This window comes from Hymenobacter terricola (assembly GCF_017921975.2).
Lineage (GTDB): Bacteria > Bacteroidota > Bacteroidia > Cytophagales > Hymenobacteraceae > Hymenobacter > Hymenobacter terricola.
Genome location: NZ_JAGEMO020000016.1, coordinates 51,329 through 66,685 on the forward strand (window position 1 = coordinate 51,329; position 15,357 = coordinate 66,685).

At 65.7% G+C, this 15,357-nt stretch carries 13 protein-coding genes; 7 read left to right on the forward strand and 6 right to left on the reverse strand.

Annotated elements, in window-relative coordinates:
• Positions 1 to 97: 97 nt before the first annotated feature.
• Entirely contained in the window at positions 98 to 727 is a 630-nt protein-coding gene (locus tag J4G38_RS13260) for a nitroreductase family protein (RefSeq protein ID WP_210517551.1), read from the forward strand.
• A 190-nt stretch (positions 728 to 917) separates the two neighbouring features.
• On the opposite strand, the gene J4G38_RS13265 is transcribed toward J4G38_RS13260, so the two are convergent.
• Positions 918 to 1,802, reverse strand: coding sequence for a YitT family protein (locus J4G38_RS13265; protein ID WP_210517548.1), 885 nt, complete (start codon positions 1,800 to 1,802; stop codon positions 918 to 920).
• A gap of 116 nt (positions 1,803 to 1,918) precedes the next feature.
• Positions 1,919 to 3,829: an alpha-amylase family glycosyl hydrolase gene (locus J4G38_RS13280; RefSeq protein WP_262906050.1), complete on the reverse strand. Its 1,911-nt coding sequence runs from the start codon at positions 3,827 to 3,829 to the stop codon at positions 1,919 to 1,921.
• Positions 3,830 to 4,012: 183 nt separating this feature from the next.
• On the opposite strand from J4G38_RS13280, the gene J4G38_RS13285 reads away from it, so the two are divergent.
• On the forward strand, positions 4,013 to 4,726 hold the full coding sequence (locus J4G38_RS13285) for a hypothetical protein (protein ID WP_210517545.1): 714 nt from the start codon (positions 4,013 to 4,015) through the stop codon (positions 4,724 to 4,726).
• Here the strand turns inward: J4G38_RS13285 and J4G38_RS13290 are convergent.
• Positions 4,622 to 8,293, reverse strand: a complete 3,672-nt coding sequence (locus J4G38_RS13290) for a patatin-like phospholipase family protein (RefSeq protein WP_210517542.1) — start codon at positions 8,291 to 8,293, stop codon at positions 4,622 to 4,624. The genes J4G38_RS13285 and J4G38_RS13290 overlap by 105 nt on opposite strands.
• A gap of 180 nt (positions 8,294 to 8,473) precedes the next feature.
• Between J4G38_RS13290 and J4G38_RS13295 the strand changes: the two genes are divergently transcribed.
• Entirely contained in the window at positions 8,474 to 8,881 is a 408-nt protein-coding gene (locus J4G38_RS13295) for a DUF6960 family protein (RefSeq protein ID WP_210517539.1), read from the forward strand.
• Between the two features lie 158 nt (positions 8,882 to 9,039).
• Here the strand turns inward: J4G38_RS13295 and J4G38_RS13300 are convergent, their stop codons facing one another.
• Complete coding sequence (locus tag J4G38_RS13300; protein WP_210517536.1) at positions 9,040 to 10,386, reverse strand: YfcC family protein; 1,347 nt, start codon at positions 10,384 to 10,386, stop codon at positions 9,040 to 9,042.
• A 161-nt stretch (positions 10,387 to 10,547) separates the two neighbouring features.
• Between J4G38_RS13300 and J4G38_RS13305 the strand changes: the two genes are divergently transcribed.
• Entirely contained in the window at positions 10,548 to 10,793 is a 246-nt protein-coding gene (locus J4G38_RS13305) for a hypothetical protein (RefSeq protein WP_210517533.1), read from the forward strand.
• Positions 10,794 to 10,900: 107 nt separating this feature from the next.
• Positions 10,901 to 11,848 carry an alpha/beta hydrolase family protein gene (locus J4G38_RS13310; RefSeq protein ID WP_210517530.1) on the forward strand — a complete coding sequence of 316 codons (948 nt, stop codon included), beginning with the start codon at positions 10,901 to 10,903 and terminating at the stop codon, positions 11,846 to 11,848.
• A 7-nt stretch (positions 11,849 to 11,855) separates the two neighbouring features.
• Here J4G38_RS13310 and J4G38_RS13315 read toward each other — a convergent pair whose 3' ends face one another.
• Positions 11,856 to 12,473, reverse strand: a complete 618-nt coding sequence (locus J4G38_RS13315) for a hypothetical protein (protein ID WP_210517527.1) — start codon at positions 12,471 to 12,473, stop codon at positions 11,856 to 11,858.
• A gap of 162 nt (positions 12,474 to 12,635) precedes the next feature.
• Between J4G38_RS13315 and J4G38_RS13320 the strand changes: the two genes are divergently transcribed.
• Entirely contained in the window at positions 12,636 to 14,183 is a 1,548-nt protein-coding gene (locus J4G38_RS13320) for a glycosyltransferase family 39 protein (protein WP_210517523.1), read from the forward strand.
• Positions 14,184 to 14,376: 193 nt separating this feature from the next.
• Positions 14,377 to 14,799, forward strand: coding sequence for a BLUF domain-containing protein (locus tag J4G38_RS13325; RefSeq protein WP_210517520.1), 423 nt, complete (start codon positions 14,377 to 14,379; stop codon positions 14,797 to 14,799).
• Between the two features lie 24 nt (positions 14,800 to 14,823).
• On the opposite strand, the gene J4G38_RS13330 is transcribed toward J4G38_RS13325, so the two are convergent.
• Positions 14,824 to 15,342, reverse strand: coding sequence for a 2'-5' RNA ligase family protein (locus J4G38_RS13330; protein ID WP_210517517.1), 519 nt, complete (start codon positions 15,340 to 15,342; stop codon positions 14,824 to 14,826).
• Between the last annotated feature and the right edge of the window lie 15 nt (positions 15,343 to 15,357).

A 15,357-nucleotide genomic window follows, 5' to 3' on the forward strand; every position in this document is an offset into this window, starting at 1 on the left:
CGAATGAATGCCGCGAGCAGCCACTTGGCCGGCGCCAAAACTTCGCGCCACGGTAGCGGTTACCCGCACTGAAATCACCAATTCATCAACTCAACCCATGGCTGATACCACCAACGTTCTCGCCCTCGAATACCCCATTTTGCCGGTGCTGACCCAGCGCCGCAGCCCCCGCGCCTACACCGACCAGCCCGTGCCGGCCGAAGTGGTGCACCAGATTTTTGCCGCTGCCTCCTCGTCCGCGTCCTGCTTTGGCGAGCAGCCGTGGCGCTACATCGTGGGCAGCCAATCGACCAGCCCCGAGGCGTTCCAGAAAATTCTGGGCGGCCTGCTGGGGTTCAACCAGCCGTGGGCCAAGAAAGCCGGCGTGCTGGCCGTGGGCGTGGCCAAGCTGGCTTTCTCGCACGACGGCAACCCCAACGGCTGGGCCAAGTACGACGTAGGCCAGGCCACCGCCACGCTGGCCATCGAGGCCACCGAGCTGGGCCTGCAAATCCACCAGATGGCCGGGTTCTCGCCCGACGCCCTGCGCGCGGCATTCAGCATTCCGGAGGGCTTTGAGCCGGTGGTGGTGTTCACGCTGGGCTACCCCGGCCCTGCTTCCGCGCTGCCCGACCCGCTGCGGGAGCGCGAGGAAGCGCCCCGCGTTCGCAAGCCGCTGGCCGAGTTCCTGTTTGAAGGCGCCTGGCCCACACCGGCCAATGAACAGTTCGACGCAACCAACGTGTAAAACCTTCAACAGCGGTGGCGCAGGCGTGATGGCAAATCCCGGCGTTTGCAGGAGTAAACGGCCTGTTTGCTCCTGCAAACGGTCTGTTTGCTCCTGCGAACAGGCTGTTCGCTCCTACAAACAGGCCGTTTGCAGGAGCACATGGCTTGGTATTGGGCCGTAACGCCACCAGTGCTGGTACGGCATCGGGCTAATGCAGCGCCCGCTTTTTAATGATGCCGCCCTGCGCGTCGTCGATGCGGTATTGCACGATGAACGCCCGGGGGTCGATTCCCTTGACGGCGGTGCGCAGGCCGGGCAGCTCCAGCCGGGTAACCACGGTGAATACGATGTCGCGCTCCACGCCCTGCTCGCCGCGCTGGCCGTAGCCCGATTTGCCCTGGTACATCGTCACGCCCCGGCCCAGTTGCTCGGTGATGACCTTGCGGATGGCTTCGCTGTGCTCCGAGACGATGGTGACGCCCGTGTACTGCTCGATGCCGTTGAGGACGAACTCCATGACGCGGGCGGCGGCGAAGTACGTGAGCATGGAATACAGGGCCTGCTCGGTGCCCAGCACCCACACGGCCACGCCAAAAATCACCACGTTCAGTATCAGAATAATGTCGCTGACTTTGAACAGCACCAAGTGCCGGCTCACGAGCAGGGCGGCAATTTCGGTGCCGTCGAGCACGGCCCCGCCGCGCATGGCCAGCCCAATGCCCGCCCCAATGAACACGCCGCCAAACACGGCCGTCAGCAGCAAGTCGTGGGTGACGTCGGGGAAGGGCACCACGGCCAACGCCAGGGCTAGCCCGCCGATGCCAATGGCGCTGCGCACCGCAAAGCGCCGGCCCAATTGCTGGTAGCCAAGGGCCACAAACGGCAGGTTGATGACCAGAATGAGGGCGGCCAGGGGCAGCTTCAGGGCCGCTGCCAGCAGCATGGACACCCCAGTGACGCCGCCGTCGATGAAGTGGCTGGACAGCAGAAAAGCCTTCAGGCCGAAGGCCGCCGAAAGCACGCCGGCAGTAATAAAAACGGCATTTTGCAGTTCGGAATTGGGACTGTTGATGGAAGTGGCGGGAGTTGTCATAGCAAAGTCGTTATGTGTTCATCGCTCAGAAGCGGCAAAAAGTCACTAAAAACAAAGAACGTCATGCTGCGGCAAGCGCGGCATGACGTTCTTTTTCGTTCCCTGGAACAAGCCGCCTAGCCTTCCTGCGACAAAATCAGCACCGCGTACGGGGCCAGCCCAATGCTGCCGTGCCAGGCGTAGCCGTCGTATTCGCCTTCTTCGGCTTCCATGCCGAGGCTGTCGAAATCGCCGAAATCGCCGTCGTAGCCCTTCCAGTCGCTATTGAACCGCACTTTCCAGCGGCCGGGGCCGGGCAGGCCGATGGTGTAGTGCTCGTAGGTTTGATTGGCAAAGTTGGCGAGCACGACGGTGGTGTCGTTGGGGCCGCCGTCGCCGTCGGCCCAGCGGGCGAAGGCCACCAGCTTGGCGTCGTTGTTGACGTGGAACACGTGGGTGTGCTGCCCGCCCAGGCCCCGGGTGTGGCCGCTCAGGTTGCGGCGCAGGCCAATGAGGTCGCGGTAGAGCTGCACCATGCCGGGGTGCGCGGCCACGTCCTGCCACTCCAGCGGCTCGGCGTCGTTGAAGGCCCCGAGGGCCAGAAACTCCTGGCCCTGAAACAGCATGGGGATGCCGGGGGCGGTGAGGACCAGGGCCGCGCCCAGGGTGGTGCGCTTCTTGGAAAAGTAGCCATCGGCCTCGCCGGGCATGATTTCCTCGGCCACGCGGCTCTTGCCGTTGGCCACTTCGTCGTGGCTTTCGGTGTAGATGACGCGGCGGAAGGCGTTGTCGTTGTAGAGCTGGGTGAGGGCTTCGGCCACGGCGGCCATGTTGCGGTCGGCGTCGTTCGGGGTCGTCAGCGCTTCGCGGATGGGGTACACGAACGAGCTGTCCCACTGCGAGTCGAAACCCTGGCCGCCGTTGGCCACGCTTTCGGTGATGGCGCAGTTGCCGCGCATGTCCTCAGCGATGGTGATTTTCCAGGGCATGGTCTGGTCGATTTCCTCGTTAATCCAGCGCATCAGGCTCCAGCCGTCGGGCAGGTCGTCGCCGGGGTTTTCCTCCCCTTTCACGTTGCGGATAAAGGCAATGGCATCGGCGCGGAGGCCGTCGCAACGGTATTCCTGCAGCCACATCAGGGCATTGTCGCGGATGTACTGGCGCACTTCGGGGCGGCCGTAGTCGGGGCGGTTGTTGCCCCAGGGCGTTTTGGCCCGCCAGTCGTTGTAGAAGTAGATGCCGCCGCCGCCATCGTTCTCGCTCCAGCCATCGAACTGCCAGAGGTCGAGGTCGCCGGGGCCGAAATGGTTGTATACCACGTCGAGCACCACCGCGATGCCGTGCTGGTGGGCCTGCTTCACCATTTCCTTGAAGGCCACCGGCCCGCCGTAGTCGCTTTCCAGCGCAAACGGGTTGGCCGGGTTGTAGCCCCAGGAGCGGCTGCCCGGAAACTCGGTGGCGGGCAGCAGCTCGATGCAATTGATGCCCAAATCGCGCAGGTACGGGAACTTCTCGGCCACGCTGAGGAAGGTGCCGACGTGGTCCGCATCGGGGGCGTTGAAGGTGCCGACGTGCAGCTCGTAAATCACCAGCTCGTTCCAGGCCGGCATCTGGAAATGGTCGTCGCCCCAGTCAAAATTCGGGTCGTGCACCACCGACGTGCCGGCCGAATTGGTCATCTGGCGGGCGTAGGGGTCGTTGCGGTCAATGGGGTTGCCCTGATTAATCAGGTGGAATTTGTACTCGTCGCCGGGCTTGGCACCGGCTACGTCGGCGGCCCAATAGCCGTTTTCCTCGTGTTGGAGCGGGTTTTTATCGGCACTCCACTCGTTGAAAGTGCCGATGACGGCGACTGATTCCGCATTGGGCGCCCACACCCGGAAGGTGGTGCCGCCGGCGTGGGGCACGGCGCCCATGCCGGGCTGCAACGTAGAAGTGGGTGCGGGCCGGGCGGCGGGCGCAGGGGCTTTGGCCGGGGCTTTTTGGGTTGAAGTTTTGGGCCCGGCCGTAGCGCGGGAAGCGGGTTTCGGAGCGGAAGCGTAAGGCATTGAAAAAAAGACTGCCGACTGCCCGGGCAGTCGAAAATGCGACCGGTGCCGAACAGCAGGTAAGCCAACTATACGGAATCAGCTACCTTTTGGCCAATTGCCATCGGCTGCCGGCCCGTTCCGGCTTGCCAGCTAAGCAGCGGGCATTTGCCAAGTCATCAAATTTCTGCCGATTTTCCCGCCATGGATACCGTGACTTCACCCGCCGCCGGGGGGCCCGCCACCCTCTATCATCGCCGCCACGCCAGGCAGCAGTTCGCCAAAACCCTGGGGCACGTGGGGCCGGCGGTGGTGCTGCTGCTGGCCATCGGGCCCATTGTGGCGGGCGCTGAGCCGTTCACCTGGTCGGTGGTGCTGGAGTTTGCGGTGGGCGCGGCCTACCTCGTGCTGATGGTGCGCGAAATCCGCCACCTGCGCCACAACCCCTTTCACCGCGAGCCGGTGGCGTGGCTGGAGCTGGCCGCCGCCGCCATTCTGGCCCTCGAAAGCTACCACATCTGGCACCGCCACCACCTGGCCGAGCTGGCCGGTGGGCCGCACCGCGTGCACACGCTGCCGTGGGTATACGCGGCGCTGGCCGTGGTGTACATCGTGCTGGCTTTCCGGATGAAGCAGCTGGATGGCCGCCGGTTCCTGCACCTGCACCCCGACGGCTTTGCCGTGCGTACCACGCGCCTGGGCCCGCCGCAGGAGCTGCGCTGGGCCGATATAGCTGCCATGGAGCCCGCCGGCCCCACCGAGGTGCTGGTGCGCCGCCACGACGGCCAGACCCACCGCATTTCCTTCGCTGACTTACACGAGGGTGCCGTTCACCGCGACCGGCTGCTGGACCACGCGCGTACTGGCCTGCTGGGCGACGGCAGCGGCGAGGCCGGGGTCGGGCTCCGCGGGGAATAGGGCGGCGGGGCTGGGCAGGCCCGGCCCGGTGGGCACCTCGGGCAGCGCCGCCAGCCCCGTGCAGTAGCCCAGCCGGCGGTAGCTCTCAAACTGCGGCTCGGAAAAGAACTGGTCGCCGGTGCTTTGGTGGGGGAACGTGGTGTTCTGGTGGGCGTATTCGCGCACGTCCACCGGCTCTTTGCCCGTGAGCGTGGCTTTGATGTAGAGCAGGTATCCGGGCTGGTCGGCGGGCTGGTCGGGGTAGCGGATAATGCCCCGCACGGCGCTGGCGGCCGCGTACCGCTCGCCGGCGGGCGGCACCAGCGGCGTGAGGTTCAGCTCAATTTCGACCCCAAAATCAACCCGCACGCGCCGGATGGCGTTGGCAATGCCTTCGAAGCGCAGGTGGGCATCCTCTTCGGCGTCGCAGAGCACCACGTAGCGGCAGCGGCGGCGCACCAACTCGTACAGGCCCATGTTGTCGAAGTGGCCGCCGTCGGAGAGGCACACGTAGGGGTCGGTGGCTTTGGCGCGGCCGGCCAGGTCGCGCAGCAGGTACAGCAGGCCGTTGCGCGGGTCGGCATCCTGCCAGGTGGCCTGGCGGGGGTTGCCCATCCACCAGCCCAGCCGCACGTTGAACAGGGTGAGCAGAAACGCCGTGACGGGCGAGGAATGGTAGCCCATGTTGGGGTTGGCGGCGGCCCCCGAAATGGCCATGACCGTGCCAATGCCGGGGCCGTTATCGGCCGGGTAGGCGTAGTGCGCGGTGGGACGGTAGGCGTATTCGGCGCTGGTGGCGTCGGCGGGCTGCACGGGCATGGTGCGGGCAAAGTCGAACCCGCAGTAGCGCGGCGTGAAGGTGAAGGACTCGGCCATGCGGTCCTGGTGGGCCTGCTCGCCGCCGCGGGTCACGTTCAGGGCGGTGTTCAGCAGGGGCAGGGGGCCGAGGTAGGGCGGGTCGGCGGGGTCGCGCAGCGGGTCGTCGGGCCGCAGGCGGCACAGCTTGAGGTCGTCCTCGCCGTCGAAATCGGTGAAGGGGTTGGCCTGGCGCTCGGCGCGGCGGCGCGAGGCCCCGAGGTAGGCCCGCAGCAAGCGGTTTTTGTAGAAATGGTGCATCGAAAACTCATTTACCCCGAGGCGGCGGGCCAGCAGCCAGGCCAGCCCGCCCAGCACCACGATGGCAAACAGCGCCGCCCACGCCGGGTGGGTGAACGAGTGCTGAAGCCACCTGAAACGCTGCTCCGGCAGCCATTCGGGCAGGTGGCGCAGCAGGTGGCGCACGCCGTAGGACAAACTCAGCAGCAGCCCGATGATGAAGACGTAGGGCACCGCCTGCACCAGCCGGCTGCGCCAGTCGGCGGGAGCGGCGGGGCTGTTGGCCGTGGGCTGCGCGGGCGTGGCGGCGCTGCCGGCCAGGGCCACGCCCTTGCCCACGATGGTGAGCCAGCTGGCCGCCAGGCCCGTGGCCACGGCCGGCCACCAGTTTTCCAGCTGGCAAGCCAGCGCATCGATGGCCAGCGGCCCCAGCAGCACCAGGCTCAGCCCCACCACCCAGCCAATGGCGGCCAGCTGGGCCTGCGCGCCAAGGCGGCCCCACCACTCGCGGCGCTCGTCGGGAAAGTTGCGGCCCAGCAGGCCCAGTCGCACCAGGGCCAGCAGCCCCAGGGTTTCGACCAGCCCGGCCGGGCCCAGCACCAGGGCCACGCTGCGCTCCTGCTGCTGCCACAGAAAGCGCCAGCCCGCCAGCAGCACAATAGTGCCCGCCAGGGCGGCCAGGGCCGAAAACAGCAGCACCAATACCACCGACCGGAAGCGGTGCCAGCGGCGGGGCTCGGGGTGCTCGTAGCACAGGTCGTAGCGGCCCAGGGCGGCCACCAGCAGCAGGGCCAGCAGCAGCGGCACGCCCACTTGCAGCCACGGCGCGGGGCTGCTGCGCAATTCGGGCTCGTGAAAAAAAGCGTAGGAGCTGAGCAGCACCCCGGCCCCGAACAGCGCCGCCAGCAGCCAGGCCAGCCAACTGGTGGAAGTGAGCCAGCGGTAGGGCTTGCCGCCGGGAGCCAGGCCCCGCCGGTGCAGCTGGTATTCGCCCTGCCTCCTGCCAGTAATCAGGGCGCTGTACAGCAGCAGCGCCGTAGCCAGCGCCAGCCCCAGGTACTCGGTGTACCGCCCCGTGGCCTCCGGCGTAAAGCTTTGAAAGGCCGAAAAATTGCTCGCCAGCCACAGCGGCAGCGGCTGCAGAATGTGGTAGCCCAGCCAGGGCCAGGCCTGCCGCAGCCAGAACGCCACCCCCAGCCCCGCGCTCAGCATCAGCAGCAGAATTACCTGGTTGAGCACGGCATTGCGAAACCAGGTGAGGCCCACCGTCCACACATCCACGGAGAGGGCGCTGACGGAAGGCGCGAGGTAGTTGCTAAAACTGCGCAGCCAGCGAATGGGCCGCGTTTCTTCGCCGCGCGGGTTGGGGGCCGTGAGCGGCGAGAGGCGCTGCGCCACCTTGCGCACCGAGCCGGCGCGCTGCACCCACGCCACCAGCCAGCTCCCCAGGTAGCCCCCGCCCGACACCGTGCTCAGGTAGTCGAGCCGGGGCAGCCAGCCGCGCTGGGCCAGGGCCTGCACCACGCCCAAACAGAACGTGGCGCTCCGAATGCCCCCGCCCGACAGCGCCAGGCCTAGCAGCTCGGCGCGGCCGGCCATCACCGTCGGTCCCGGCCCCGGCGCAAACGGGTGCAGCTCCGGCCCGGCCTCGGCCTTGCCCACCGGGGTGGGGTACAGCGCCGCCCGGCGGGCCGTAATGTCTTCCAGCTCCCGGCCCTGCACGTGGCTGAAGGGCACGGCCGCGAGCGTGGCGTCCAGCAGGGCCGCCACTAGCTCGGGGTCGTCGAGCAGGGCGGCCAGGCGGGCGGCCCGCACCGGGTCGGCGTCGGGAGCGGGCACCGGCGCGATGGCCTCGGCGGGCTGAATCAGGGCGGCGGCGGGCAGCAGCCGCCAGGGCCGGCGCACCTCAAAAGGCGTGAAATCCCGCGTCATTTCGATGTGTTCCTTCACCGGGGCGTAGTGCTCGGCTAGCGCGGGCTCGGCCAGCAGCGCCCGCAGCAGCAGGGGCTCAAACCCCAGCGCGGCAGCAAAGTGGCGGCGCAGCCGGGGGTAGCCGTTCAGGGCGCGGCGCAGGTGCTGCCGCCAGGCGGCCGGCAGGCTGGGCTGGGGGGCGTCCAGCAGCGCGGCCAGGCTGCTGTCTTCGGTCAAAAGGGGCTCGGGGTCCAGCACGGAGGCCATTTCGCCGGGCAGCTGCCGGCGCAGGCGCAGCAGGTAGCCCACCAGCTCGTGCGCCTGTTGCAGCAGCAGGGTCCAGGCTTCGGGCGGCGTGAGGCCGGCTGCGGTTTCGGGCACCAGCTCCTGGGCGCGGCGGCACAGCTCGGGGCCGGCCGGGTAGTGCAGCACCTCGGCGCAAGGCGTTTGGCCAAAGTCCCGCACCGTAATCGGGTAGGCGGTGGCGCGGCCGGAGGGCGACGGCGGGGGGCCCGCCAGCCAGTCCTGCAGCAGGGTGAGCACGGCCGTGGCACGGGCGGCAATTTCACTGTTAACGTCCATCGTTTCGGGCCGGTAAGGAGGTGAATAGTCCGCAATGCTAAGAATAAATAATAATATTTTACTATTTAATAAAATTGTTGCCCCGGCAGGCACTGCCTGAGCCGGGCTTTGCGCTGCCTTCTGCCATTAGCAGGAGCGGGGCTTACTTTGTGTTTTCGTTTTCGTCCCAACCCGCTACCCGTGCGCCGTCCCAAACCCGTAATTTTTGGCCTGTATGGCTGGTCGCCCGATTTTGGCTTCCGCTACATTCACCCCGCCAACCGCCGCGCTTTTGAGCTGCTGGAGCCCGTGGGCAAGCTATTTGAGAAGATAGCCGAAGACGACGAAGGGGAATGGATAACCATTCGCTACGACGAGCAGCAGTTCCTCGTGCGTCCCGAACTGTTCAAGGAAATCTATCACAAGCCGAAGTTCAGCTTCGGCGATTCGGTGGAGGAGGTGACTCCCGCGCCGGGCGAATACCGCCACTTCGGCCTCATCTCCGACGTGTTCTGGGACGAGGCCACCGACACGGCTTCCTTTCAGATTGTGGAGCGCAAGCGTAAGCTGCCGAGGGTGTTTCAGGCCAGCGAGCTGCGGGCTGATTAACTAGAAAATAATTGATTAACAGAACGTCGTGCTCATCTGGCATCCGCTTGCCGAAGCATCTCTACCACAGTAGTAGCTGATTATTTACCCGGCAGAGATGCTTCGGCAAGCGGACGCCAGATGAGCATGACGTTCTGATTTCAGCAAGATGTGCCGGATTACACGCCCAGCCAAATAGCCGCCACCACGCCCACCACGCCCAGCCCCAGCAGCAGCGCATACAGCGGCCACACGAACTTCAGCCACTCATCGAACCGCACGCCGCAGATGGCCAGCATGGCTAGGAGGGCGCCATTGGTGGGCGTAATCAGCTCGCAGAGCCCGGCCGCGTACTGAAAGCAGAGCACCACCACCTGGCGCGACAGGCCAATCAAATCGGCCAGCGGCGCAAACAGCGGCATGGTGAGCGTGGCCTGCCCGCTCACGCTGGGCACGGGCAGGTGCAGCGCGGTTTGCACCACCATCATGCCCAGCGCCGACAGAGTGACCGGCAAATGCGCCAGCGGGGCCGAGAGCCCCTGCACGATGGTATCGACGATGTGGCCTTGCTCCAGGACCACGAAAATGGCGCGGGCAAACCCAATCAGCAGGGCCGAAAAGGCAATGTCGCGGAAGCCGGTCACGAAGCCCTCGGCCGTGCCCGACAGGCCCAGGCCGCCCAGCAAGCCGGCCCCCACGCCCAGCACGAAAAACACGGCCCCCATCTGGTCGAAATCCCAGCCCAGGGCCACCACGCCGTAGCCAAAAATGCTGAACATGACCAGCAGCAACAGCAGCACCAGCCCGTGGCGGCCGGCCCCGGTGGCATCGGCGGCCACGTCGGCGGCCGTCACCTCCGGCGTCACCCGGTTCCGGATGGCGTGGCGCATGGTGCCCGCAATCCAGAGGGCCACGGCCGGCACCAGCAGCACCAGCCGGTAGCCCCCGCCCGAAAGCAGCGGCAGCTGCGCCAGCTTCTGCGCAATGCCCACCTGAAACGGGTTTATCGGGCTAAAAGCCGCTCCCACAATGGCCGCCCCGATGCTGGCCGACACGGCCGTGAGCACCGGGTAGCCCAGCCGGCGCATCAGCACCAGCAGCACCGGCACGAGGGGCACAATTTCCTCGCCCATGTTCTCCAAAGCGCCCATGGTGGCAAACAGGATGCTCACCACGGGTATCACCAGCACCTCGCGGCCGTGGGCGCGGGCCAGCAGCCAGTCCACGCCGTGGCGCAGGGCGCCGGTCTGGTCGAGCACGGTGAAGGCCCCGCCGGCCAGGAAAATCAGGAAGATGACACCCGCTGCGTCGGCCATGCCCTTGGGGATGTCCACCAGCATATCGAGCGGGCTCACCGGGGTGGATTTCACGCGCTGGTAGGAGCCGGGCACCACCACCTCGCGGCCGGTGGCGGCATTCTTTTGGCGGGCAAACTGGCCGGCGGGCAGCACGTAGCTCAGCGCTGCCGCCAGAATGATAAAGCCCACCAGCAGCACCAGCGGATGAGGAAAGCGGAAAGAAGTCATTGCAGTGAATAGGGAACGAGGGAACAAAAGAACGTCATGCCGAGCTTGTCGAAGCATCTCTACCGGGGAAGTAAATCAATTACTCTCGCAGCAGAGATGCTTCGATAAGCGGACGCCAGACGAGCATGACGTTCTTTTGTGCCTTGTTTTGTTGCCGCCTCATGACCTTCACTGCCTTCAAAGCCCTGCACCAGCGCCACCAGGCCGAGCACCTTGCCCGGCACGGCACCCGCCTGGCCGAGCGCCAGGAAGACAGCTTCGACCTCGCCCTGTATGCCATCGAAGGGTTCTACGCCGAAACCTGGCGCAGCCGCGGCGAAGAGCCCATCCTCTTCATCCACGTTTTCCAGAAGCCCGCGGGGCTCAGCGATTACCTCCGGCTGGTGCAACTGCCCACCGGCCTCTAAAGTCCTTGCGCCGCCCCGGCAACCACGCCGGTTGGTTTTGGCGTGAGCAAATAATGCGTGTTCTGGGGTATTTGCTGCTGTTGCTTTGGGCTTTTCAGGGGCCCGCTATGGCCCAAATTCCGGCCGGCCGGCGTGGCCCCGAGGAGTTTGGCTACCGGCACCTGGTGGTGATGTTTGGCCGCGACAGCGTGAACGTGCTGGTGCTCTCGCAGCCGGGCGAGGCCGCCGTGAAAAAGCCGCTGCTGCTGTGGGTGCAGGGCTCGCTGCCCACTCCGCTGGTGCTTTACGACCAGCGCGGGGCCTTTCCGGTTTTTCCCTTCCATCCCAAAGCGGTGCTGAAGAATTGCCACCTGGCCATCATCAGCAAGCCGGGCATTGCGCTGGTGGCCAATGTGGAAGGCAAGAACCCCAACCGCATGTTTGGCGAAGGCCCGCCCCCGCCGTACTACTGCCAGCGCAACTACCTCGACTACTACGTGCGGCGCGACCAGGCCGTGCTGCGCTATCTCAAAAAGCAGCCCTGGGTTGATAAAGCGCACGTGGTGGTGGCCGGCCATTCCGAAGGCAGCACCATCGCCGCGCATCTGGCCGCCGTGCCGGGCCTGGTGAGCCGGGCCGTGTACCTGAGCGGCAACCCGCTGGGCCGGCTGATGTCGATGCAGGCCCAGGCCCGGCTTGCCGACGACACGGCCGAGGTCGCGGGCACGTTCCGCCGCTGGCAAACCGTGGTGGCCAACCCCGCGCTCACCGACTGCGTGGGCGACGACAACCGCAACGTGTACTCGTTTTCGGCGCCGCTGCTGCCGGTGCTGCTGCGCACCACGGTGCCAGTGTTCGTGGGCTTCGGCACGCAGGACCGGGGCGTGGCCGGCGACGACTACCTGCGCCTGGAAACCATCCGGCAGCACAAAATCAACTTCACCTTCCGCGAGTACCCGGGCCGCGAGCACAACTTCTTCGGCGTCAAAAACGGCCGGATTGACTACGACGATTTTTACTGGGACGCGGTGGGGGAAGACTTCCTGCGCTGGGCCGGACTGTGGCCCAGGCCCTAGCCGATGCTCACTCCGCCAGCCGGTCCACGTCGGTCAGCTGGCCTTTGTTCTGCATGATTTGCAGCTCAAACTGGGTCAGCGAAAAGGACTTGCTGCCGTATTTGGTTGGGGCGTTCAGCTCGTCGATGGGGTGGCTGTTGTCGATTTCGTACTCATTGGCCACCACTTCCACGGTGTTGCCCTTGGCGCTCACCACTTTCAGGAGCGAGTATTGGGTGCTGTCGCCCGTCGAGTGAATGGTGTAGATGTCGCCGGCGCGGGGCGCGGCCAGGTAGGCCTTGTTGGCGCGGGCGTTCTGGGTGCCGGCCACGGCGGCCCAGGCCAGCCCGGCCGCCACCAGCCCAACACCCGACCACGTCCAGAGCGGCAGCCGGGTCTGCTGCTTGAGGTCGCGGGCTTGTTCGCGCGCCGCCTCGGGCATGGCCTTGCCATCCAGGGTCAGCTGGCAATGGGTGCAGTGGGCCACGGCGGCTTTGGCGAAGGGAAAAAAGGGAATCCAGTACGCATGGGCGTAGCGGCTGAACACGCTCAGCTGCATGGCTTTGGGGGCTGAGCAGGACGGGCAGGCCACGCCCAGCAGGGGCTCCGTGCGCAGGTGCGAGCTTTTTATTCCGTAAATAACCATGTGGGCGTAGGCGTTGGGTAATAGGCAAGGGGTTGGGACAAAAGCTAAATGTAGCGCCGCCGGCTGGGCCGACCAATTTCCGGCGCGCAAAAAATGCCGGATTTGCCCGGCTTTTTTGTCTGCTCACGCCCCCAAAGCTTCTGCGCCACTACCTTGCCCCGCATGAAACGCCTCCTGCCGCTTGCCTTCGCACTGCTCAAGTTTGGGTCCTGCTTCCTGCTCATCAACCCGGCCTACGACTTCCAGCGCGACGAATACCTCTACCTCAACCAGGGCCTGCACCTGGCCTGGGGCTACCTCGAAGTGCCCCCGCTCATTGCCGCGCAGGGCTGGCTGAGCATGGCGCTGGGCGGCGGGTTTCTCTGGGTGAAATTCTGGCCGTTTCTGTGGGGCGCCGCCACGGTGTACCTGGTGATGCGGCTGGCGCAGCGGCTGGGCGGCGGCTGGTTTGCCACGGCGCTGGCGGGCACCTGTTACCTGGGCACGGCTTTCGCCCGGCTCAACCTGCTGTTTCAGCCCAACTCGTTCGAGGTATTCGGCTTCGTGTTCTGCCTGTACTGGCTGGTGCGCTACTGCCGGGAGGAGCGGCCGCGCTACCTCTACCTGCTGGGCCTGGGGCTGGGAATGGGCTTGCTGAATAAGTACACCACGCTGTTTTTCATTGCCGCGCTGGGCGGAGGGCTGCTGCTCACTTCCCGCCGCCCGCTGCTGCTCAGCCGCCACTTCTGGGGCGCAATGGCCGTGGCGGGCTTGGTGTGGCTGCCCAATGCGCTGTGGCAGCTGCGCCACGGCATCCCGTTTCTGCACCACATGCAGCTGCTGCACGACTCGCAATTGGTTCACGTCGAGGTGGCTGATTTCTGGAAAGCTCAGCTGCGGATGTGCGTCGCGGCCGTCTGGGTCTGGGTTCCCGGCCTGCTGGCCCTGCTGCTGAGCGCGGCGTTTCGGCCGTACCGGGCGGTGGGCTGGGTGGCGGTGCTGGGCGTGGGCCTGCTGGCCGCGCTGCACGGCAAAGACTACTATGCGCTGGGCTACTATCCGGTCCTGTTCGCGTTTGGGGCGGTGTGGTGGGAGGCGCGGCTGGCGCGCCTTGGGCAGCGGCATCCGCACTGGCCAGTGGCCCTCCAGGCTGCTCTGGTGGCCATGCCGCTGGTATTCGTCCTGCTGTTGCTGCCGGTGATGTTTCCCGTGTACAGCCCGGCCGCCATGGCTGCCTTACGCCCCAAATATGCTCCGTTGGGCGTGTACCGCTGGGAAGACGGCCGCGACCACGCCCTGCCCCAGGACTATGCCGACATGCTGGGCTGGCGCGAGCTGGCCGACAAAACCCGGGCCGCCTACCGCAGCCTGCCCGATTCGGTGCGGTCCCACACCCTCATCCACTGCGCCAACTACGGCCAGGCCAGCGCCATCAACTACTACAACCGCGGGCGGGGCCTGCCTCCGGCCAATAGCCTCAACGGCAGCTTCATCTACTGGTACTCGCCGCTGGACGGCTGCCGGGCCATCCTCATTGTCGACGATGAGTTCCACCCCGAGCTGGCCCCGCATTTCGCCGCTTACCGCCGGTTCGGCGGCATCACCAATCCCTACGCCCGCGAGCAGGGCACGTCCATCATCATCGGCCTCCAGCCCGATAGCACCGTGCTGGCGCTGGTCCGCCGGGAGCAGCGCGCCGCGCTCGCTGCCTGGGAAGGCCCTGAACACTAGCATAGCAGGTTCTACTGGGTACGTAGTTTTCTCATGAATTATCAATTGTCAGGTAATCGAAAGACTTTTATATTTGCGAATGGAGTGCATTGATACGTAGTATTACGCATCAATGCGTATTGATACGTACGGAGTAGGCTTTCTAAGGCCGTTTAACGTTACCCCTTGTTCGTAAGACTTTTGCGCGTGCGATATGGTTAATCACCAGATAATTTATTGCAGCACCAATGCCACTTCCTTCAGTGAGCAGGAGTTGGTGCGTCTGGTGCAGCAAGCGCGTATTTTCAATTTAAGCCAGGGCATAACGGGCATTCTGTTTTTTTCGGGTTTCCAGTTTCTGCAAGTCCTGGAAGGCGAGCAAAACGCCGTAGAAGAGCTCTACGACCGCATTTGCGTGGACCCGCGGCATTCTCATGTCACCACCTTGCTCGACGAGGAGGTGTCGCGGCGGCTGTTCCCCAACTGGAGCATGAATTTCAACCACCTGTCGCCCGCTGCGCTCACGCGGCTCATCGGCTACCTCGACCCGGGGTACTGGGCGACTATGGTACCCCGCGCCTATGATGCCCAGCAGGTCATTTCCGATTTGCTGGGCGAGTTCGTGCAAGTCTCTTAAACCGGTACCGGGCTGCCCACGCCCTCAGGTACTGAAAGGGAATTCGGCCACGCTTTCCCACGGCCCGTTGCGGTAGGACCACAGGTGCAGGCCCGTGCCCACGGCCTCAAACGGCACAAAATCAGCCTGAAGCTCGGCTAACAGCTGCCGGGCCCCGGCCGGGTCCACCTTGTTCTGAATGGTGACGTGGGGCTGCAGCTTTTGCCGGTCCTGGGGCGTGAGGTGCGGCGCAAACGCCGTTTGGAGCCGGTGGTGCAGGGCACGCAGCTCGTCGTTGGCGAGGGTGAAGGCCACGCCCCGGCCCAGCGAGCGCAGGCCCGTGACCCGCAACGGCAGCGGCAACTGGGCCCGGCTAAGCGCCCGGAGCAGCTCGCTTACGGCCGCCAGCTCGGGGCCGGGCAGGTGGTGAAACAGCGTGAGGTGCGCGGCCAGGTAGTTGATTTTGGGTGGAAAATGCCGGCGGCGCAGGGCGTTGAAATGCGCCTGGGCCGCGGCGTCGAGCGTGAGGGTGAGGATGAGCGGGGCCGGGGCAATGGGCAGCATGAGGCGGGGCAGAAG

Bases quoted from the DNA above. Each gene is read 5' to 3' on its own strand.
- J4G38_RS13260 (WP_210517551.1), top strand. From the start codon at position 98: ATGGCTGATACCACCAACGTTCTCGCCCTCGAATACCCCATTTTGCCG.
- J4G38_RS13265 (WP_210517548.1), bottom strand. From the start codon at position 1,802: ATGACAACTCCCGCCACTTCCATCAACAGTCCCAATTCCGAACTGCAA.
- J4G38_RS13280 (WP_262906050.1), bottom strand. From the start codon at position 3,829: ATGCCTTACGCTTCCGCTCCGAAACCCGCTTCCCGCGCTACGGCCGGG.
- J4G38_RS13285 (WP_210517545.1), top strand. From the start codon at position 4,013: ATGGATACCGTGACTTCACCCGCCGCCGGGGGGCCCGCCACCCTCTAT.
- J4G38_RS13290 (WP_210517542.1), bottom strand. From the start codon at position 8,293: ATGGACGTTAACAGTGAAATTGCCGCCCGTGCCACGGCCGTGCTCACC.
- J4G38_RS13300 (WP_210517536.1), bottom strand. From the start codon at position 10,386: ATGACTTCTTTCCGCTTTCCTCATCCGCTGGTGCTGCTGGTGGGCTTT.
- J4G38_RS13305 (WP_210517533.1), top strand. From the start codon at position 10,548: ATGACCTTCACTGCCTTCAAAGCCCTGCACCAGCGCCACCAGGCCGAG.
- J4G38_RS13310 (WP_210517530.1), top strand. From the start codon at position 10,901: ATGGCCCAAATTCCGGCCGGCCGGCGTGGCCCCGAGGAGTTTGGCTAC.
- J4G38_RS13315 (WP_210517527.1), bottom strand. From the start codon at position 12,473: ATGGTTATTTACGGAATAAAAAGCTCGCACCTGCGCACGGAGCCCCTG.
- J4G38_RS13320 (WP_210517523.1), top strand. From the start codon at position 12,636: ATGAAACGCCTCCTGCCGCTTGCCTTCGCACTGCTCAAGTTTGGGTCC.
- J4G38_RS13325 (WP_210517520.1), top strand. From the start codon at position 14,377: ATGGTTAATCACCAGATAATTTATTGCAGCACCAATGCCACTTCCTTC.
- J4G38_RS13330 (WP_210517517.1), bottom strand. From the start codon at position 15,342: ATGCTGCCCATTGCCCCGGCCCCGCTCATCCTCACCCTCACGCTCGAC.